Source organism: Campylobacter sp. CNRCH_2015_1657 (genome assembly GCF_025772685.1).
Lineage (GTDB): Bacteria > Campylobacterota > Campylobacteria > Campylobacterales > Campylobacteraceae > Campylobacter_D > Campylobacter_D lari_D.
In genome coordinates this window covers 1-18,403 of record NZ_JAKMSO010000013.1, presented here as the reverse complement: position 1 = coordinate 18,403, position 18,403 = coordinate 1, and the positions used below count along the sequence as shown (strand labels likewise).

19 protein-coding genes and 1 pseudogene are annotated in these 18,403 nt (G+C 27.4%); 14 read left to right on the top strand and 6 right to left on the bottom strand.

What is annotated here, in order from left to right; all coding sequences use genetic code 11:
- Window positions 1-74: 74 nt before the first annotated feature.
- Window positions 75-1,151 carry a flagellar biosynthesis protein FlhB gene (flhB, locus tag L8X27_RS07580; protein ID WP_133319972.1) on the top strand — a complete coding sequence of 359 codons (1,077 nt, stop codon included), beginning with the start codon at window positions 75-77 and terminating at the stop codon, window positions 1,149-1,151.
- Here the strand turns inward: flhB and L8X27_RS07575 are convergent.
- Window positions 1,143-1,922: a sulfite exporter TauE/SafE family protein gene (locus L8X27_RS07575; RefSeq protein ID WP_133319971.1), complete on the bottom strand. Its 780-nt coding sequence runs from the start codon at window positions 1,920-1,922 to the stop codon at window positions 1,143-1,145. The genes flhB and L8X27_RS07575 overlap by 9 nt on opposite strands.
- A gap of 111 nt (window positions 1,923-2,033) precedes the next feature.
- On the opposite strand from L8X27_RS07575, the gene L8X27_RS07570 reads away from it, so the two are divergent.
- From L8X27_RS07570 to L8X27_RS07515, 12 genes are read left to right on the top strand one after another with little or no spacing between them, the layout of a single operon-like run.
- A complete protein-coding gene (locus L8X27_RS07570) occupies window positions 2,034-3,170 on the top strand; it encodes an N-acetyl sugar amidotransferase (RefSeq protein WP_133319970.1) in 1,137 nt (378 codons plus the stop codon).
- Window positions 3,167-3,778: an imidazole glycerol phosphate synthase subunit HisH gene (hisH, locus tag L8X27_RS07565; RefSeq protein WP_263671804.1), complete on the top strand. Its 612-nt coding sequence runs from the start codon at window positions 3,167-3,169 to the stop codon at window positions 3,776-3,778. Before L8X27_RS07570 ends, hisH begins: the two co-directional genes overlap by 4 nt.
- A gap of 1 nt (window position 3,779) precedes the next feature.
- Window positions 3,780-4,520, top strand: a complete 741-nt coding sequence (locus L8X27_RS07560) for a HisA/HisF-related TIM barrel protein (RefSeq protein ID WP_263671802.1) — start codon at window positions 3,780-3,782, stop codon at window positions 4,518-4,520.
- A complete protein-coding gene (locus tag L8X27_RS07555) occupies window positions 4,517-5,578 on the top strand; it encodes a DegT/DnrJ/EryC1/StrS family aminotransferase (protein WP_263660815.1) in 1,062 nt (353 codons plus the stop codon). The genes L8X27_RS07560 and L8X27_RS07555 overlap by 4 nt, the downstream gene beginning before the upstream one ends.
- The gene (locus L8X27_RS07550) at window positions 5,575-6,240 is read left to right on the top strand and encodes a class I SAM-dependent methyltransferase (RefSeq protein WP_133319980.1); all 666 of its coding nucleotides are present in this window, start codon (window positions 5,575-5,577) and stop codon (window positions 6,238-6,240) included. Before L8X27_RS07555 ends, L8X27_RS07550 begins: the two co-directional genes overlap by 4 nt.
- Window positions 6,241-6,245: 5 nt before the next feature.
- Complete coding sequence (pseG, locus tag L8X27_RS07545) at window positions 6,246-7,190, top strand: UDP-2,4-diacetamido-2,4,6-trideoxy-beta-L-altropyranose hydrolase (RefSeq protein ID WP_263671800.1); 945 nt, start codon at window positions 6,246-6,248, stop codon at window positions 7,188-7,190.
- 9 nt (window positions 7,191-7,199) lie between these two features.
- Complete coding sequence (locus tag L8X27_RS07540) at window positions 7,200-7,871, top strand: CDP-alcohol phosphatidyltransferase family protein (RefSeq protein ID WP_263671799.1); 672 nt, start codon at window positions 7,200-7,202, stop codon at window positions 7,869-7,871.
- Window position 7,872: 1 nt separating this feature from the next.
- On the top strand, window positions 7,873-8,883 hold the full coding sequence (locus L8X27_RS07535; protein ID WP_263671797.1) for a radical SAM/SPASM domain-containing protein: 1,011 nt from the start codon (window positions 7,873-7,875) through the stop codon (window positions 8,881-8,883).
- Window positions 8,884-8,886: 3 nt separating this feature from the next.
- Entirely contained in the window at window positions 8,887-10,194 is a 1,308-nt protein-coding gene (aepX, locus tag L8X27_RS07530; protein WP_263671795.1) for a phosphoenolpyruvate mutase, read from the top strand.
- Window positions 10,191-11,282, top strand: coding sequence for a phosphonopyruvate decarboxylase (gene aepY, locus L8X27_RS07525; protein WP_263671794.1), 1,092 nt, complete (start codon window positions 10,191-10,193; stop codon window positions 11,280-11,282). The genes aepX and aepY overlap by 4 nt, the downstream gene beginning before the upstream one ends.
- Window positions 11,267-11,782: an adenylyl-sulfate kinase gene (locus tag L8X27_RS07520; protein WP_263671793.1), complete on the top strand. Its 516-nt coding sequence runs from the start codon at window positions 11,267-11,269 to the stop codon at window positions 11,780-11,782. Before aepY ends, L8X27_RS07520 begins: the two co-directional genes overlap by 16 nt.
- Window positions 11,779-12,444 (top strand): class I SAM-dependent methyltransferase, encoded by a 666-nt coding sequence (locus tag L8X27_RS07515; protein ID WP_133319980.1) that lies wholly within the window; start codon window positions 11,779-11,781, stop codon window positions 12,442-12,444. Before L8X27_RS07520 ends, L8X27_RS07515 begins: the two co-directional genes overlap by 4 nt.
- Here L8X27_RS07515 and L8X27_RS07510 read toward each other — a convergent pair.
- From L8X27_RS07510 to pseF, 5 genes and pseudogenes are all read right to left on the bottom strand, one after another.
- Window positions 12,433-13,593 carry an ATP-grasp domain-containing protein gene (locus L8X27_RS07510; RefSeq protein ID WP_412175108.1) on the bottom strand — a complete coding sequence of 387 codons (1,161 nt, stop codon included), beginning with the start codon at window positions 13,591-13,593 and terminating at the stop codon, window positions 12,433-12,435. The genes L8X27_RS07515 and L8X27_RS07510 overlap by 12 nt on opposite strands.
- A 9-nt stretch (window positions 13,594-13,602) precedes the next feature.
- Window positions 13,603-14,031 (bottom strand): annotated as a pseudogene (pseH, locus tag L8X27_RS07505) (UDP-4-amino-4,6-dideoxy-N-acetyl-beta-L-altrosamine N-acetyltransferase); the annotation flags it as partial.
- The gene (pseG, locus tag L8X27_RS07500) at window positions 14,028-14,852 is read right to left on the bottom strand and encodes a UDP-2,4-diacetamido-2,4,6-trideoxy-beta-L-altropyranose hydrolase (RefSeq protein WP_263659985.1); all 825 of its coding nucleotides are present in this window, start codon (window positions 14,850-14,852) and stop codon (window positions 14,028-14,030) included. The pseudogene pseH and the gene pseG (L8X27_RS07500), both read right to left, overlap by 4 nt.
- On the bottom strand, window positions 14,849-16,750 hold the full coding sequence (locus L8X27_RS07495; RefSeq protein WP_263671792.1) for a motility associated factor glycosyltransferase family protein: 1,902 nt from the start codon (window positions 16,748-16,750) through the stop codon (window positions 14,849-14,851). The genes pseG (L8X27_RS07500) and L8X27_RS07495 overlap by 4 nt, the downstream gene beginning before the upstream one ends.
- 116 nt (window positions 16,751-16,866) lie before the next feature.
- Window positions 16,867-17,553 carry a pseudaminic acid cytidylyltransferase gene (pseF, locus tag L8X27_RS07490; RefSeq protein WP_263671791.1) on the bottom strand — a complete coding sequence of 229 codons (687 nt, stop codon included), beginning with the start codon at window positions 17,551-17,553 and terminating at the stop codon, window positions 16,867-16,869.
- 62 nt (window positions 17,554-17,615) lie between these two features.
- Here pseF and L8X27_RS07485 point away from each other — a divergent pair.
- Window positions 17,616-18,403, top strand: a 788-nt coding sequence (locus L8X27_RS07485) for a DUF2920 family protein (protein ID WP_263681171.1), incomplete at its 3' end; no start/stop codon positions are given.

The window sequence follows — 18,403 nt, the reverse complement described above, 5'->3', positions numbered from 1 at the left end:
GTGATATAAGATTTTATTAGCAGATACTTGATAAAATGCTATAATCTTGCTTTAAATTTTTTAAAGGTTTTTTTATGGCTGCTGATGATCAAGAGAAAACAGAAGAACCCACATCCAAGAAAATAGAAGATGCGCGACAAGAAGGAAATGTCCCAAAAAGCCAAGATGCATCTGCTGTGGCTGTACTTATTATAGCTGTGGTTGTGGTGTTGTTTATGATGCCTTTTATAGGTGAGAGAATTAGCGGTTTATATCGTTTTTATCAAAGTTTTATAGGCATTGAAATTGATTTAAAGATTTTACAAAAAATCATTATAAAAACTATGATAGAGATGTTTATTATGGTATTGCCCATTACTTTAGTAATTATGGTAGCGGGTGTGCTTGGAAATCTAATGCAGTTTGGTTTTATTTTTACTACTAAGCCCATTACTCCAAATTTTAATAAAATTAATCCTATTAACGGGCTTAAAAATCTTTTTTCTTTAAAAAAGATTATTGAAGCTTTGAAAATTATACTTAAAGTCGGTGTTGTATTTGGTATAGCTTTTGTTTTTTTATTGCAATTTATGAAAGAACTTCCTAGAGTAGAACTTTATACGATTTATCCACAACTTTTATGGCTTAGGGATAAAGCTATTATACTTGCAGCTATTGTTATCATAGCTTTTTTGATTATAGGGCTTTTAGATGTACTTTTGGTAAGGTATCAATACTTTAAAAACTTACGCATGAGTAAGCAAGAAGTTAAAGATGAATTTAAACAAAGCGAGGGAGACCCTTTAGTAAAAGGAAGAATTCGTCGTTTGCAAATGGAAGCAGCAAGGCGTAGAATGGTGCAAGACGTTGCTAGTGCTGATGTTGTGATTACTAACCCTACCCACTATGCGGTTGCTTTGCGTTATGATAGTTCCAAAGAAGCTGCACCAAAAGTTTTAGCTAAAGGAGTGGATTTTTTAGCTTTGCGTATTAAAGATATGGCATATGAATACAATGTTATGATTTATGAAAATCCTCCTTTAGCTAGAGAACTTTATAAAGCTTGCGAGGTAAATGATCTTATTCCACCAGAGCTTTTTAAAGCAGTGGCAGAGGTTTTAAGCTTTGTTTATACTTCCAATAGACAAAAATTTGCCGATAGATTAAAATAAATTTAGCTTTTTAATCAAGCTTATAATGGTCATAGTTATAGAAAGGGTGTAAATACCTAAAAGTGCTATGCGGTGGGATTTAAGATTGATTTTTTCCATGATTTTTATACCAAGATAAACTCCTAGCATAGAGCTAAATCCTACTAAGCTTCCATTTTGTAACACTTCTTTATCAATGATATCATTATACACAAAAGAACTAATTCCTGAAATTGAAGCAAATATTACAAAAAATAAACTAAGTGGCACTACTTTTTTAGTATCATAGCCTAAAAAATAAGCTAAAATAGGGGTAATTAAAAGCCCACCACCAATTCCTAAAGATATAGCAAAAATTCCTGTAAATACGCCACAAATTAGCAAAATAGAATTTTTTAAGATATTAGAGTGGTTAATGTTTCCAATGGTGCTTTTTTGATTAAAAGCAAATTTTAAAAAGAATACAATACTCACGCATAGAAAAATACTTGTTAAGGTTATATCTGAAAAATATGAGAGTAAAAGCCCGCTAAACATCGCACCTAAAAAGCCTCCAAAGCCTATGATAAGTCCATCTTTTAAGATTAAATTTTTCTTTTTATAGTTTAAATAGGAGCCAAAAATAGAAGCAAAAATCATTTGTACAACAGAAATTGCAACAGCATGATGAGAGCTAAGTCCTAAAGTAAGCATGAAAGGAACGATAATCATACCACCACCTATGCCAAAAACCCCTGAAGCCATACCTGAAAAAATTCCTATAATCATATAAGGAAGTAAAGTTAAATCCATAATTTATAAACCTTTAAATAAAAAATATTGTAACAAAATAAAATTTATTTATCTTTAGAAAATATAATCATAGTCGATTTATGATGACTATAAAGATTTTTTGGAGTTAATATGAAATTTTGTAAAAAATGCGTTATGCCAGATACTAAACCTGATTTGCATTTTAATGATGAGGGAATTTGTGATGCGTGTTGCTCGCAAGAAGCTAAAAATCATGAGATAAATTGGCAAGAGCGTGAAAAAGAATTTCTAGAACTCGTTAAAAAATATAAAAAACATCCTGTGTATGATTGTGTGATAGGAGTAAGTGGTGGTAAGGATTCTACCTTTCAAGTTTTAAAATGTCTTGAACTTGGACTTAATCCTTTGTGTGTTTGTTTTGAACCAAGTATTCCTACTAAAATAGGTAAAAAGAATTTAAAAAATTTAAATAATCTTGGTGTTGATTTAATCCATATCAAAAGAAATCCTTTGGTGTATAAAAAATTAGCCCGCGAAGCTTTTATAAGAACGGGTGATAATGAATGGCAAAACCATTTGGGGATTTTTACATGTGTTCCAAAAGTAGCTGTTGCTTTTGGTATTCCTTTGATTATTTGGGGGGAAAGTCCGCAGATTGAGTATGGTGGGCCAGCTAGCTCTAAAGAAAAAAACACTTTAGGTAGAGAGTGGCTTGAAGAATTTGGCGGACTTTTGGGTAATAGAATTTCTGATATGATTGGTGTTGATGGTATTAGAGAAAAGGATTTATATTTTTATACTTATCCAAGTGATGAAGAGCTTCAAAGAGTAGGAGTTACAGGGTTATTTTTGGGATATTATTTTAAATGGGATTATAAGTATAATTTAAAAATATCTAAAGAAAATGGCTTTAAAACTAGTACAAAACCAGTTGAAACTACTTATGAGAATTTTGAAAATTTAGATTGTTATTCAAATCATGTGCATGATTATTTAAAATACTGCAAATATGGTTTTGGAAGAGCTACGGATAATGCATGCTTGGATATAAGACTTGGCTATATTAGCCGTGAAGAGGGCGTGAGGCTTGTAAATAAATATGATGGAAAGCCACCTAAAAAGGCTATTAAGAAGTATTTGGAATTTAGTGGTTTTAGTGAAAAAGAATTTGAAAAAATTGTAGATTCTTATACTAATAAAAAGATATTTAAACGCGATGAAAATGGTAAATTCTTAAGAGATAGTGATGGATCATTGATAAAAAAAGATGAGTTTGTTTTGAAATGATTTGTATTGTTGATTATCATCTTGGAAATTTTAAATCTGTTTTGAAAGCTTTTGAAAAACTTAATCAAGAAGTGATTATAAGTTCTAAAAAAGAAGATATAAAAAATGCCTCTAAATTAGTTTTACCAGGCGTTGGATCTTTTAAAAAAGGTATGGAAAATTTAAAAAAACTTGCACTAGATGAGCTTTTAAAAGAATGTGTTTTAAAAGATAAAAAGCCTATTTTGGGGATTTGTCTTGGTATGCAACTTTTTGCTAGTAAGGGATATGAGGGCGGAGAGTGCGAAGGGCTTGATTTTATAAAAGCAAAGGTTTTGAAATTTGATTTAAGTAAAGAAAAATTATTGCATAGTGGTTGGGATGATTTACAATTTAGTGATAAAAAAAGCAAGCTATTTGATGGAATTTTAGAAAAAAGTGATTTTTATTTTGTGCATTCTTATTATGTAGAGTGTTTAGAAAGTGTGGAAACTTCTTTTTGTGAGTATGAAAAACCTTTTTGTGCAAGTTTTGAAAAAGATAATATTTTTGCTGTGCAATTTCACCCTGAAAAAAGCCAAAATGTAGGTTTGAAACTTTTGGAAAATTTTGCAAATTTAAAGGCCTAGTATGCTTAAAACAAGAATTATACCTTGCGTGTTATTAAAAGATCATCAGCTTGTAAAAAGTATCAATTTTTCTTCTTTTAGAACTATAGGGCATGTAATAAGCACAGCTAGGATATATAATGCTAGAAATGTTGATGAGCTTATAGTTTTGGATATCAATAAAAATGGTGTTATAGATTTTGAAAGCTTAGAAGATATAGCTAATGAATGCTTTATGCCTTTAACCATTGGAGGTGGAATTAGAACTTTAGAAGATATTAGAAAAGTGTTAGATATAGGTGCTGATAAAATTAGTATTAATTCTATGGCTTTGCAAGATCTAGATTTTGTCAAAAAGGTGGCAAATACTTTTGGAAGCTCTTGTGTAGTATGCTCGGTTGATGTAAAAAAAGACAAAAATAAATTTAAAGTTTTTAATAATGAAATTTTAGATATTGATCCGCTAGAACTTGCATTACAATACGAATCTTTAGGAGCAGGGGAGATACTTTTAACAAGTGTTGATAAAGAAGGAAGTTCTTTGGGGTATGATTGGGAATTACTAGAGTATTTCAAAGGTAAATTAAAAATTCCACTCATTATCAATGGAGGACTTTCTAAACCTCAAGATGGGGTAAAGGCCATACAACTTGGTGCGAATGCATTAGCTGGTGCTTATATATTTCATTTTAGTCAATATACTCCAAATGATGTTAAAAATGAGCTTTTAAAAAATGATATCCCCGTGAGGATTGCCTTATGATTGTAAATCAATTTCAAGAATTAGAATCAGAAATTGCTTATAAATTTAATGTACATCATTGCCTATATACTCATTCTGGAACTAGTGCTTTATATATTAGTTTTTTATATATAAAATCGTTAGGTAGGACAAAAATTTTAATTCCAAATATTATATGTCCTCAGGTAGTTATAGCAGCTATTAGAGCAGGATTAGACTATGAATTTTGTGATATTAGTTTAGATGATTATGTAATGGATTTGGATAGTATAAAACAAATTTATAAAATTAATAATTTTGATGCATTATTGTTAGCTCATGTTTATGGACATATATGCAGCAATGATATTATCAATTTTTGCAAATTTCATGATATATTTATTATTGAAGATTGTGCTCAAACATATAAAGTTAATCCACTTTGTGATTTATCTATATTTAGTTTTGGACATACAAAATTTTTAGATAATGATTTTATGGGGGGGGGGATATTAAGTATGAATGACTTAAGTAAGTTAAGATGTATTAATAATACTCTTGCTAGTCCTATTCTTGATGATTTAGATTATAATTTACAAGAATATCGCAAAGAATTTTATAATCTAGACAAATCAAATGATAATTATTTTACTAAATTTCAAGAGTTATTGTTAAAATATACAAAATTTTACAAAGTAGAACAATATAATTTTATTTTATACAAAAAATTAGAACAATTAGAGCATATATGTAAAAATAGAATTAAAAAGATGCAAATATATAAGCAAGAAATGATTCATGATTTAATTATTCATCCAAAATTGTCACATAATAGTATTGCATGGAGGTATACCTTTAGATTTTTGGGTGATAGAGAAAAATTATTAGTAAATTTAAGAAAAAATAATATTGATTGTAGTTCTTGGTATATAGGATGTAATAAAATTTTTAAAAAAAAAGCATTGAAAAATAGTATTATTTTGGAAAATCAAATAGTAAATTTATGGCTTGATGAAAAAACTAGTATGGAAAAAATTCAAGACAATATAAAAAAAATACTTTACACCATTCACAATCTCTCTTTAAAGGATAAAAAATGAATAATCAAGAAAAATGGACACAACTTCATGGGAATAGCAAACATCAGCCAATATATCCTCATGATATTTATATAAAATGTGTATTTAAGAATTTTAAAAAAGAGTCTAAAATTTTAGATCTTGGTTGTGGAGCAGGTAGGCATGTAAAATTTCTAGCAGAAAATAATTATATTACATATGGTTGCGATTATTCACATAGTGGAGTTAAACATACAAAAGAATTATTAAATCAATATAATTTAAAAGCTCAAGTTGAATTAGCAAATGTTAATGAACTTCCTTATGAAAATGAATTCTTTGATGGAATTTTGTGCTGGGGAGTATTATATTATAATAACAAAGAAGTTATAGAAAAAGCAGCTTGTGAGATTTATAGAGTTTTAAAACAAGATGGCAAAGCTTTTGTTTTAACTCGAAATTTAAATGATTATAGATATAAACATGGAGTAAAAAATAATGATAAATACAGCATAACAATACAAGAAAACAATCCAAAACGTTCAGCTTATGCTGAAAATGGAATGAATATGTATTTTTTTGACAAAGAAGAAGTGAAAAGAGTTTTTTCTATGTTTAACAATATAGAAATAAATACTCTAGAAATATATCATGAAAATAATAATATTTGTGATAGTGATTATGTGATATTGTTAGAAAAATGAAGAAAATGTTAATATATACTAATGGAGGATTTAGTATAGGACTTGGTCATATTATGAGAACTTTATTTTTGGCTTCTAAATTAAAAGAAATCTTTAATATAGTTTTTGTTAGTTTAAATAAAAATAATTTTATTTCAGGCCATAGATTGATCAAGGATTCTTGTTTTGAATTAGTTTTAATTGACAAATCTGAAGATATTATTGATATTAATTCTAATTATTTATTATGCGATGATTGTATGATAAATGATGATTTTTTTACTTATAGTAAAAAATATTTTGAGAAGATTATATGCATAGATGATGAGTGTGTATTAAAATACTATGATGTTGATATTTTAATCAATCCTAATCCCTATGCAAAGGAGTTACAGTATAATACAAACATTGCAACAAAATTATTATTTGATTATCAATTTTTAAGAGACGAATTTTATAAAAAAACACCTATTAAAATTCGTCCTGAAATAAAGAATATTTTATTAACTTTAGGTGGAAGTGATGATAAAAATTTAACTTATAAAATTATTAGTATTATTTTACCTTTTATAGAAAAAAACAATATTACTTTAAATGTTGTTATAGGAGGAGCTTTTAAGTTTAAAGATGAACTAATAAAAATTAGACATAAAAATATTGTGTTTTTTCAAAATCCAGTAATGTCTGATTTAATGGTTAAAAACGATATAGGAATTTGCGCTTGCGGGCAAACTGTTTATGAATTTTTATTTTTAAAAATACCTATAATTGGTATAGTTTTAAGTGAAGATCAGAAAAGATTAGCCCAATATGGAAGTGATAAAAATATACTATATTATGCTAAAAATATAAAAGATATTGCTATTTTTTTAGAAAAAAGTAATTATAATAATAGACTAAATATGCAATATAGCATGAAATCATATAAAAAATATGAAAAATTAGAGAAAATAATTGATGAGTTGTTTTAGGTTGGAGTTATGGATAGAATAAAAATAAAAAAGCATCATCGTTTAGAAGATAAAAGTATGTATATAATAGAATATGTATATCGGATAATAATTATAAGTAGAATTTTACCATTTTTAGCTAAAAAAAATATACATCCTATATTAGTCACTTTTTTAAATACTTTATTGTTTCCTTTTATCTTATACTGTCTTTATCATAATCATTTTATCCTAGGTGCGTTATTGGTACAATGTTATGCTTTGATTGATCATACAGATGGTATGCTTGCACGATATACTAATAAAAAAACTTATATAGGTTCTAGATTGGATCGGATAAATGATAATATTTTTTTTAATATGATTTTTATTGTTTTAACTTTTTCGACGCATATATCTATATATTTTATGATTTTGGTACTTTTAAGTATGAATATACATAATTTTTTTGGAATGTTTTATTTTGCTAAAAAGTTAAGAAAATTAAAAAAAATTCAAAGATTTGGAGTTAAAAAATGGTTACTTGACAGAAATTTTTTACTTGGAATGGATTGTTCTATGATGCTTTTTTTAGTTAGTCTTTTTTTATTGTTTGGTAAGATAAAAGCAATGTTTTGTGTTATAGCTTCTTTGTATATTTTTGACTTAATTTATAGGTTAATAGAATTAAAAATAAATGAAAAATTAGAAAAAAAGGTGTAAAATGTCAGATATAAAAACAGAATCGACTTCTGCTGGTAGAGTTGTTAATAATTCCAAAAAAGATATTGATGCTATTTTTATTGAAAAATATGGTAGCAAATGGACAGAGTATAGAAAAAAATGGAATGATGCTTCTAAGTGTATTTTTCAAGATTTTCCTTTGTTTGTAAGATTTGAGAATCAATTTAAATGCAATGCTAGATGTATTATGTGTGTGCATGGACATGCAGATTTGAGAGATGATTATAGATACAAAGGTTATTTATCTTTTAATACTTTTAAGAAATTAGTAGATGAATGCGACGAACATCAATGTCCTTCTATTGGTGTCTCTCAAACAAATGAACCTTTATTGGACCCTGATATTATCGAAAGATTGCAATATGTTAGTAGTAAAAAAAATATAATTGATATTCATTTTAACACCAATGCTTCTTTATTAACGGAGGATATGTCTAAGAAGTTACTTGATACAAACATTACTAGAATGAATTTTAGCATAGATGCTTATACCGAAGAAACATATAATAAAATTAGACTTGGTTTAAATTTTAAAAATGTTCTTCAAAATATAGAAAATTTTATAAATTTAAAAGAAAAAATGAATATAAAACTTCCAATAATAAGGGTAAGTTTTTTATTGCAAGAAGTAAATAAACATGAATTAGAAGATTTTAAAAGATATTGGGTAGATAAGGCAGATTATGTGTCAATTCAGCGCTATGTCCCAATATCGCCTTTTGATGATGATAGAAGTTTAGCTATATCCGAATCTCCAATTTCTGGTAAGCAAAGATGCTCTTATCCTTTTGAGTCTTTATTTATACATGGAGATGGATTGGTAGTTCCTTGTGCAAGCCACCGTGCAAAACATATAGCTGTTGGAAATATTAACAATAATAGTATTTATCAAATTTGGCATAGCGATAAAATGAATGAACTTAGATTGGCTCATAAAAATGGATGTTTAAAATCGACAAAATTGTGTGATACTTGTTTATTTAAAGGATAAGAGTTGGAAAAAAAAATAGTTTATGTTCCAATGGCTGCTGATATTATACATCCTGGTCATTTAAATATTATAAATGAAGCTTCAAAATTAGGATATGTAATTGTCGGACTTTTTTCTGATAAAGCTATATCTAGTTATAAAAGAATTCCGCTAATGAGTTATGACCAAAGAAAATTAATCTTACAGTCAATAAAAGGTGTTGATGAGGTTGTTTTGCAGGATGAAAAAGATTATGATAGAAATTTATTAAAATATAAACCAGATTTTTTAGTGCATGGAGATGATTGGAAAAGCGGACCTTTAGATTCTTCGCGTCAAAGAGCTATTAAATTGATGCAAACTTGGGGTGGGAAAATTATAGAGCCTAAATATACGCAAGATATTTCCTCTAGTTTTTTAATTAAGCAAATTAAAGAATTAGGTATTTTTCCTCATGAAAGACTAGGATCATTAAAAAGAGCATTGCAGGTAAAAAATGTTATTAAAGGAATTGAAGCTCATAGCGGATTAAGCGCAATGATTATTGAAGATCTTGTAATAAAAGATAGATATGGTAATAATCAGTCTTTCGATTTTTTGTGGTTGAGTTCTTTAACTGATTCTAGTTCAAAAGGGAAACCAGATAATGAATTTGTTGATTTAACTTCTAGGATAACTACAGTTAATGATATATTAGAAGTTTGTACAAAACCTATTATATATGATGGAGATACTGGCTCTCAAATTCCACATTTTGTTTTAACAGTTAAAAGATTAGAGCGATTGGGTGTTAGTGCTATTGTGATAGAAGATAAAATAGGACTAAAGCAAAATTCTTTATGTGATTCTGATTTGCGACATACACAAGATACAATAGATAATTTTTGTTTAAAAATACAAAAAGGAAAGCAAGCTCAACTAAGTAAGGAATTTATGATTATTGCACGGATAGAAAGCTTGATTTTGCAAAAAGGAATAGATGATGCGCTAACAAGAGCTCATGCATATATTGAAGCAGGTGCTGATGCCATTATGATACATTCTAGACAAAAAGATGGGCTTGAGATTTTAGAATTTTGTGAAAAATATAATAATTTTACCAATAGAAAACCTTTAATGGTTGTACCTACAAATTATCCTTCTTTAAGCGAGCAAGATTTAGAAAGAGCTGGAGTAAATTTGGTGGTATATGCAAATCAACTATTGAGATCGGCTTATTCTGCTATGAAGACAACAGCTACATTAATATTGCAGAATGGAAGAAGTTTGGAGGCTGATAAGGAATATATATCAGCATTAGATTTAATTAAATTGATAAAAGGGAATCAATGATAGATTCTTTAGGGTTTGCTACTTTTTTAAAAAGTAAATTTTCTTTTTTTGCTGGTGTTCCAGATAGTCTTTTAAAGCCTATAAATAATGCTTTAGAGGAAATTTTACCAAAAGAACAATTTTTGATAGCATCTAATGAAGGACAAGCAATAGCTTTTGCTAGTGCATATCATTTAGCAACAAAACAAATTGCATGTGTTTACATGCAAAATTCTGGTCTAGGAAATGCTATTAATCCTATTTTATCGCTTGCAGATCCTGAGGTTTATGCTATACCAATGATATTATTTATAGGATTAAGAGGAGGAAAAGATGATGAGCCTCAACATGCAAAACAAGGTAGAGTTACTAGAGATATTCTAAATGCTTGTGAAATAGAAAATTATATTTTAGATAAAGAATTATCTACAGCAAAACAGCAAATTTGCAATGCAATACAAAAGTGTAAGAGTGAGAAAAAAATTATAGCTTTTTTAATAGAAAAAGATACTTTTAATGCATATAATTTAGCACGAAAGAAGAATACATATAACATTGTTAGAGAGGAAGCTATTTCTTTAATACAAGATGCGTATATTGATGCTAAAATAATCACTTCAACGGGATATATTTCAAGAGAATGTTACGAGCTGCGTAAAATTAAAAATCAAAATCATTGTAATGATTTTTTGGTTGTAGGGTCTATGGGATACGCTAGTTCTCTGGCATATGTTTTATCAAAATATAGCAGTAATAAGATTGTGTGTTTAGATGGTGATGGTGCTTTTATAATGCATTTGGGTTCTATATTAAATTTTAAGTATTCAAATTTTTTGCATGTGGTGCTAAATAATGAAATTCATGATAGTGTAGGTGGACAATTTACAAGCGCAAAAAATGCCTCGTTCATTAAATTAGCTAAATCTTGTGGTTATGATTATTGTTTTAGTGTTTCCAATATAAAACAACTCAAGAAAAAGCTTGAGGAAATAAAAAAAATTAATGGTTTAGTTTTTTTGGAGATTAAAGTCAAACAACAAACAAGAACTAATCTTGGTAGACCTAAAAATATTTTACAACTGAAGGAGGACTTTTGCAAGGAATTTTAGTTTTTATTACAGGTTTAAGTGGAAGTGGAAAAACTACTTTAGCTTATGCTTTGCAAAAGTATCTTCAAAAAGAATATCAAAAAAAATCAATTGTTTTAGATGGAGATGAATTAAGAGCTTGTGTGGAAAATTTTAAATATTCTAAGGATTCTCGTTTGAAAATGGCAAAATATTATGTGAAATTATCTGAAATTTTATATAAGCAAAATTTTATAGTAATATTATCAACTATTTCTATGTTTGATGAGATTAGAAGTTATAATAGGAAAAATTTTGAAAGATATTTAGAAATTTTTCTTGATGTTTCTTTGGATATTAGAAAGCAAAGAGATAGTAAAAATTTTTTTAAACAAAAAATTACAAATATTGTAGGTGTAGATCAGGTATTTGAGATTCCAAAAGCTAGTGATATAATACTAAGAGATAATTTTGATATTCAAAAAGAGGTAAAACATATTGCAAACACCATTCACAATCTCTCTTTAAAGGATAAAAAATGAATAATCAAGAAAAATGGACACAACTTCATGGGAATAGCAAACATCAGCCAATATATCCTCATGATATTTATATAAAATGTGTATTTAAGAATTTTAAAAAAGAGTCTAAAATTTTAGATCTTGGTTGTGGAGCAGGTAGGCATGTAAAATTTCTAGCAGAAAATAATTATATTACATATGGTTGCGATTATTCACATAGTGGAGTTAAACATACAAAAGAATTATTAAATCAATATAATTTAAAAGCTCAAGTTGAATTAGCAAATGTTAATGAACTTCCTTATGAAAATGAATTCTTTGATGGAATTTTGTGCTGGGGAGTATTATATTATAATAACAAAGAAGTTATAGAAAAAGCAGCTTGTGAGATTTATAGAGTTTTAAAACAAGATGGCAAAGCTTTTGTTTTAACTCGAAATTTAAATGATTATAGATATAAACATGGAGTAAAAAATAATGATAAATACAGCATAACAATACAAGAAAACAATCCAAAACGTTCAGCTTATGCTGAAAATGGAATGAATATGTATTTTTTTGACAAAGAAGAAGTGAAAAGAGTTTTTTCTATGTTTAACAATATAGAAATAAATACTCTAGAAATATATCATGAAAATAATAATATTTGTGATAGTGATTATGTGATATTGTTAGAAAAATGAAGAAAATAAATATTTATCTGGATTTTCATTTTTTGGAATTTTTATATAATAATATCCCTTAGAGTCTAATAATGATGAGGAGTAGTTAAATTCTGTTGATTTGTTTATAAGGACATGATCTTTTATAATCATATTTGGTTTATTTTTCTTTAAAAATTGGTAAAATTCAAAATCTTGTTTAGTGAAAATCATTTTTACTAAACAATAGTGTTGCTCATCTATTTTGTAATTTTGCAATTTCTTTTTTAATATACTTTGCAATATTAAGGTATTATAGTTTAATCCTATGGAGTGTTCAATTAATACATTTCTCCAACCGCCAGCTCGACTAGCAATTTCAATTATTTTTACATTATTATTATTTATTTTTAGCTCAATATGGCATGCACCATATTTAATTCCAAAAGCTTTTAAAGTTTTTAATATAATTTTTTTTATAATTTTTTCATTCTCTTTTGAAAGTCTAGCAGGAATAAGTTGTTGAGTTTCTAAAAAATCATCTTTATTTTCATCATCTCGTAGATATTCTTCTGTGATAGCTAGAATTTGATGTTTTCCATTTGAAGTAATTGTTTCTACGCTATATTGCAAACCTTCTATCACTTCTTCGACTAAAACGATTTTATTGTAAGAAATTTCTTTTGCATTTAAGTATGCTTTTGTAAGTTGCTGTATATCATATACTTTCACCACACCTCTACCTGCACTTCTATCACTAGGTTTTACAACTAAAGGAAAATTCATTTTTATATTTTTTAACTCATTTATATTGTATATTTTTTCATATTTAGCTGTGGGAATGTGATATTTTTTAAAAATATCCTTCATTCTTGATTTGTCAGTGGTATTAAGAGCAACCTCATAAGAATTTAGTCCCAAATTTAAATGTTCACCTACATAACAAGATGTTATATTTCCCAATTCTGTAGCTGTTGTACCTATACCTACAATATTATATTGCTTAGCTAATTGTAAAATTTTTTCTTTCTCATGAATGCTTATAAGATGAAATATATCAGCTTCTTTTTTTAAAAAACATTTATTATCATAGTCAAATACATGTGTTATGAAGTATTTTTTTACTTCATACAAAAAATCTGCTTGAAGACTCCCTCCTCCTATGATAAAAAAGTGTTTTTTTGTTTTTATGTCATTATCAAGATAAAATAATTCTTTTTTTGTCTTAACAATCTTAAAACCATGTTTTAAATATAAATTCAAAGCTTTTGTATTTTCTTTGAAAACACATGCGTTTAAAGTTTGAATTTTTAAAACATTGAAAGCATAGTTTTTAACTTCTTGCATTAAAAGCTCACCTACACCTTTTTTTATGCCATAAAGCCCAAATTCACAAGAAAGTTTAGTGATATTGATAAAATCAATCACGCCTATGATATTTTCATCATCATATACTAAAAAATATTTTTTAGTTGCGTTTGTTTTTAAGCTAGATAAAAAGTTTAAATGCACTTCTAGGCTAATATTTTGCGTTTTCATAAATTTAGCAATGCTTTCATCGTTACGCCATTTTAAAACAAGTTTGATTTCTTCTTGAGTCAAATGGATAAAATCTTTTAAAATTATCATATAAAATTCTCCACTTCATAGCCTTTTTTAGCAAGCCATGTTGCAAGTTTTTCTTGATTTTTAGCATAAGCTATGGCTTTAAAATTTGCTTTTAAAATTAAAGCTTCATTTACCAATGAACTTGCGCTAATGATGAGTTTTTTGCTTTCATTCATCAATCTTGCAAGATTAGATTGGTCAATGAGAATTTGTATATTAGGGTTTTTTTGGCTTAATTTTCGAAGTGAGTTTAGATGAGAATTTGCTTTTGTGGTAGCTATGATGATAGTTTTGTTTTTGTTAAGTTTGTTTGCTATATCAAAGGAAATATTTTTTGGATCACTTCCTCCTATACAGATAAAATAATCATAAATTTTTTCTCTTTTTATCTTGCTTTCTTGGTAAAATTCATCGCGTATTAGAGCATAGGAAAAGCCACATCTTAATTCACAATATTTTGGCACTAAATTCTCATAATCACTTTCTTTAGCATAAGCATTAACATTTAGTAAAATGTCACAAAAATGTTCTTTTATCTCATCATCAAAACTTAGAATTTTAACCCCTGTTTCTAGCTTGATGAGTTTTTCATCATCTGCAGTAATTTCATAATGATCAATAATCAAAAGATCAAATTTTTCTTTTTTGATGAGATTGATTAGCTCATATACACTAGCACTTGTTAGTTCATATACAGGATAAGGAATTTCATCTATCAAAGAACCTTCTAGAGCTAAACATGCAAAAGATACATCATGATATTGCTTAGCTAACAAAAGATCTCTTTTGATATGTCCGTGTCCTATGGTGCTAGAACTATCACTTCTAAAAAGAACTTTCATTTGATTTTATGTCCATATCCTCTTTGTATAATGGTTTCTTGTAGTGGAAGTATGCTTTTATGCAAGGTTTGCTCATGAGCATCAATATGGGCTATAATTAACTCAAGCCAATCAATATGTTCTTTTATCCATAATAGAGATTTATTATACACATCATCTTCGTTTATAGGATTTAAAACATAAATTTTAGCAAGATTGAACTCAAACTGCATGAGTAGTGGATTTAGAGTTTCGTATAATTCTTGTATGTTGTTCTTATCTTCAATACTTGATTTAATTTCATCTATGCATTTTATTAGAATATTTAGATCTTCTTGGGTTTGGATATTTTGATATGATTGTTTTAAATTTATTAGTTGTTCTTTGAAAGTTTTATTTAAATTTTGGCAATGCGAAATGCTTTTTTTGATTTTAGTATGTGCTTTAAGCATTAATTCATTTTGCTTGTTTAAAGTTGGATTTTCTAATGAAGTAAAAGGCTTTTTTAGTTCTTTTGTTAATAATTTTTCGCATATTTGCTTAAAAGGCTTTTCTATGGCTCCTGCAATTCTAGCACCACCTTCGGTACAATTGTAAACAATTGTATTATAATGGTTAAAATAAACAATATCACTTTCAAAATTTTGGCGGAATAAGATCCAAGCGAAAGAACTTTGTACTACTCCTTTTCCTCCATAAGCTTCACATTCGTATTTCCCATAATCTCTTTTATAATATTTTTTGGTTTTATAGCTATCTGTAAGATAAGTGTAATCATTTGAATGCGAAACTCCACTTTCGCTATAGGCTAAATCTTGTCCAATTAAAATAATGTTTTTATGTCCAAGATCAAATGCTAAATTAGACGCCATATTTGCAACACTCCATCCAGTTCCAAGATAACCATAAGAATGTAATTGCATGAAATTAATAAATATAGCTCCTGTTACGGAAACTAATAAATAATTTCTATTATTACTATCAAGATATTTCATTGTATTAGGATGAGCATATGATTTTATAACAAATGTTACATCTTTATCAAAATCGCCAAAATCATTATTAAAAAATTCACTTGTTAAAGCTATTCTTTCCAAAGATAAAACATAATCAGGTTTGATATTATGTTTAGCTAAGATAGGGTAAGCACTATCCGCACAAAAAATAGTAGCTTTACTAGCGTATTGCTTTAACAATGGAAGTTGTTTAGAAAGACTTGGTCCTGTAGAAACAATGATAGCAGTATCACTTAGATTTTTTCTTTTTTGTAAGAGCTCTTTGTAGTTTGGATGGGTTAACATTTTAGGAAGATTATAGGTAAATTGCTCTATACCTTGAAGTGCATCAAGTGGTAAATTTCCGTATGCTAACATAGCTTTTTTAAGGTATTCTGACATATTATTATTGACTTTTAATATATTATCATGATATCTTTCATAATAATCAGAATGTAGTTCTAAAAAATATGTTCTTGCAAAATTCAGCATAGGTTGTTGTTTGCACATTAGCTCATAATCAATTGTATTTAAAGTATTGGTATCAGCTATTACCAATCTAGCTTCTTGTAATTCTTTGCTAAAATCCATCACGCTAAAAGCACTATGGATAATTTCTAAGTCTTTTTCAAAAACAATAATAATCTTATGATGGGGATTTTGCAAAAGAGCTTTATATAAAATTCCATTTCCAAATCCATAAAAATATAATACAGGATATAGACGATATTTTTCATTATAAATTTTTAACATAGCATTTAATTCATCTAAAGGGTTTTTATAAATTAGAGTATTATCTTGAGTATTTAAAAAATTTATATCTAAGCTATCATTACCTTGAATAATCTTGTATTTTGATTTTTTAATAGCTGATAAAGTTTCACTTAATTTTGTTTTTATGCTTTTGATATTTTTTTGTAGCATAATATTTCCTCATTATATAACTAAAATTACTTTATTATACTTTAAATTTAAAAAGAAAAAGCTTATATTATATAAAATAGAAATTAAAAATCAAGAAACTATAGAATTTATAGTTTCTATTGTTGAAATCTATATAGTATTTTAGCAAATTCTAAGTCTTCAAAAGTGTCAATATCGCAAATTTTATTTCTTGGAAGTAAAAAAGCTTTAGAATGAGATTTAAACATAAAATCTTCTTCTAGCCACGCTTCTTTTTTGCCAAAATAAAATGCACCACCATCATGGTAAGCCTTAGTAAGATCTTGTGAGCGTTTATCATAATTTGACTCATCAAACATGTAAACTTTATTTTGTTCATCAAGGTAAAAACCTCTTTGTATAGGGTATTCAAACTCACAAGCTGAAAATAAAAATTTACATTCTTCTTGACTAAATTGTTCAAAAGCTTCTTTTAAGATAAACTCATCTATAAGTGGAGCAGTTGCGTATAAGCAACACACATTTTCATAGATTTTACCTTGTTTTTCTAGAGTGATGATGGCATCTTGTATTACAGCGGTTGAACTTGCATAATCATCACTTAGTTCTTTTTTACGCACAAAAGGAGCCTTAGCACCATACTTTAAAGCCACTTCTATGATCTCATAATCATCACTTGAAATAATTACATCATCAAAAATACCCGAATTTAAAGCACTTTCTATGCTATAAGCAATCAATGGTTTTCCCAAAAAATCAATAATATTTTTTCTAGGAATACGCTTAGAACCACCGCGCGCAGGGATAATACAAAGATTTTTCATGATTTCTCTTTAAATTTATAAAAAAGTAAGTATAATTGAATTTTTATTTTAAAAGGCTTAACATGCTCATAAATCAAACTTATTTTATAGACTCTTGTGATGATGTGGAATTAAATATAAAAAGAGAAAGTAAATTAGAATTTCAACTTATATATGATGATACAAAAGAAATTCAAGCTATAATGTGTATCATTCAAGGACTTGGTGCTGATATAAGAGATCCTGTTTTAAAATTTAATATGGAGTATTTTGCATCAAAATATAATGTAGCAGTTTTGAGTGTAAATTATCATGGTATAGGTAATCGTCCTCAAACTGGAGCACAATGGTATTTAGATGATATTGATAAACTTATTTTTGATGCAAGCTTAAAAGCCATTGACATAGAAATTTCTTATGATATATCAAAACTTAATACTTTTGAAGAATTTCATCCTGCTATGGAATATCTTAATAAAGAAATTCAAAAAAAGAAAGACGCTTGGGATTTTGATAGAGATTATTATTTAGATTTAAGTGTGAGCTTAAAACTTACAAATGATGAATATCAAAATTATGGTATTATGCAAACAATTGATATGATAAATACTTTGCTTTATGTAAAAGCGAATATTTTTAAAAATAAAGATTTAAAAACCATTGTAGTAGGGGTTTCACATGGTGCTTATATGGGTATATTATCTGCAAAGATAGCTCCGTGGACTATAGATGCAATTATTGATAATTCTTCTCATGTGACGCTTGATGGAGATGCTTGGAGATATATAGGTTTTGGAAAAGAAGTTGATTTTACTCAGTATTTTTGTTTCGGAACTTTTCACTATTTTAATAATATTAGACTTTGTGCTTC

Bases quoted from the DNA above. Each gene is read 5' to 3' on its own strand.
- L8X27_RS07535 (WP_263671797.1), top strand. From the start codon at position 7,873: ATGTCAGATATAAAAACAGAATCGACTTCTGCTGGTAGAGTTGTTAAT.
- L8X27_RS07550 (WP_133319980.1), top strand. From the start codon at position 5,575: ATGAATAATCAAGAAAAATGGACACAACTTCATGGGAATAGCAAACAT.
- pseG (WP_263659985.1), bottom strand. From the start codon at position 14,852: ATGAAAGTTCTTTTTAGAAGTGATAGTTCTAGCACCATAGGACACGGA.
- L8X27_RS07575 (WP_133319971.1), bottom strand. From the start codon at position 1,922: ATGGATTTAACTTTACTTCCTTATATGATTATAGGAATTTTTTCAGGT.
- pseG (WP_263671800.1), top strand. From the start codon at position 6,246: ATGTTAATATATACTAATGGAGGATTTAGTATAGGACTTGGTCATATT.
- L8X27_RS07515 (WP_133319980.1), top strand. From the start codon at position 11,779: ATGAATAATCAAGAAAAATGGACACAACTTCATGGGAATAGCAAACAT.
- L8X27_RS07560 (WP_263671802.1), top strand. From the start codon at position 3,780: ATGCTTAAAACAAGAATTATACCTTGCGTGTTATTAAAAGATCATCAG.
- L8X27_RS07555 (WP_263660815.1), top strand. From the start codon at position 4,517: ATGATTGTAAATCAATTTCAAGAATTAGAATCAGAAATTGCTTATAAA.
- L8X27_RS07495 (WP_263671792.1), bottom strand. From the start codon at position 16,750: ATGCTACAAAAAAATATCAAAAGCATAAAAACAAAATTAAGTGAAACT.
- L8X27_RS07570 (WP_133319970.1), top strand. From the start codon at position 2,034: ATGAAATTTTGTAAAAAATGCGTTATGCCAGATACTAAACCTGATTTG.
- aepY (WP_263671794.1), top strand. From the start codon at position 10,191: ATGATAGATTCTTTAGGGTTTGCTACTTTTTTAAAAAGTAAATTTTCT.
- flhB (WP_133319972.1), top strand. From the start codon at position 75: ATGGCTGCTGATGATCAAGAGAAAACAGAAGAACCCACATCCAAGAAA.
- L8X27_RS07540 (WP_263671799.1), top strand. From the start codon at position 7,200: ATGGATAGAATAAAAATAAAAAAGCATCATCGTTTAGAAGATAAAAGT.
- hisH (WP_263671804.1), top strand. From the start codon at position 3,167: ATGATTTGTATTGTTGATTATCATCTTGGAAATTTTAAATCTGTTTTG.
- pseF (WP_263671791.1), bottom strand. From the start codon at position 17,553: ATGAAAAATCTTTGTATTATCCCTGCGCGCGGTGGTTCTAAGCGTATT.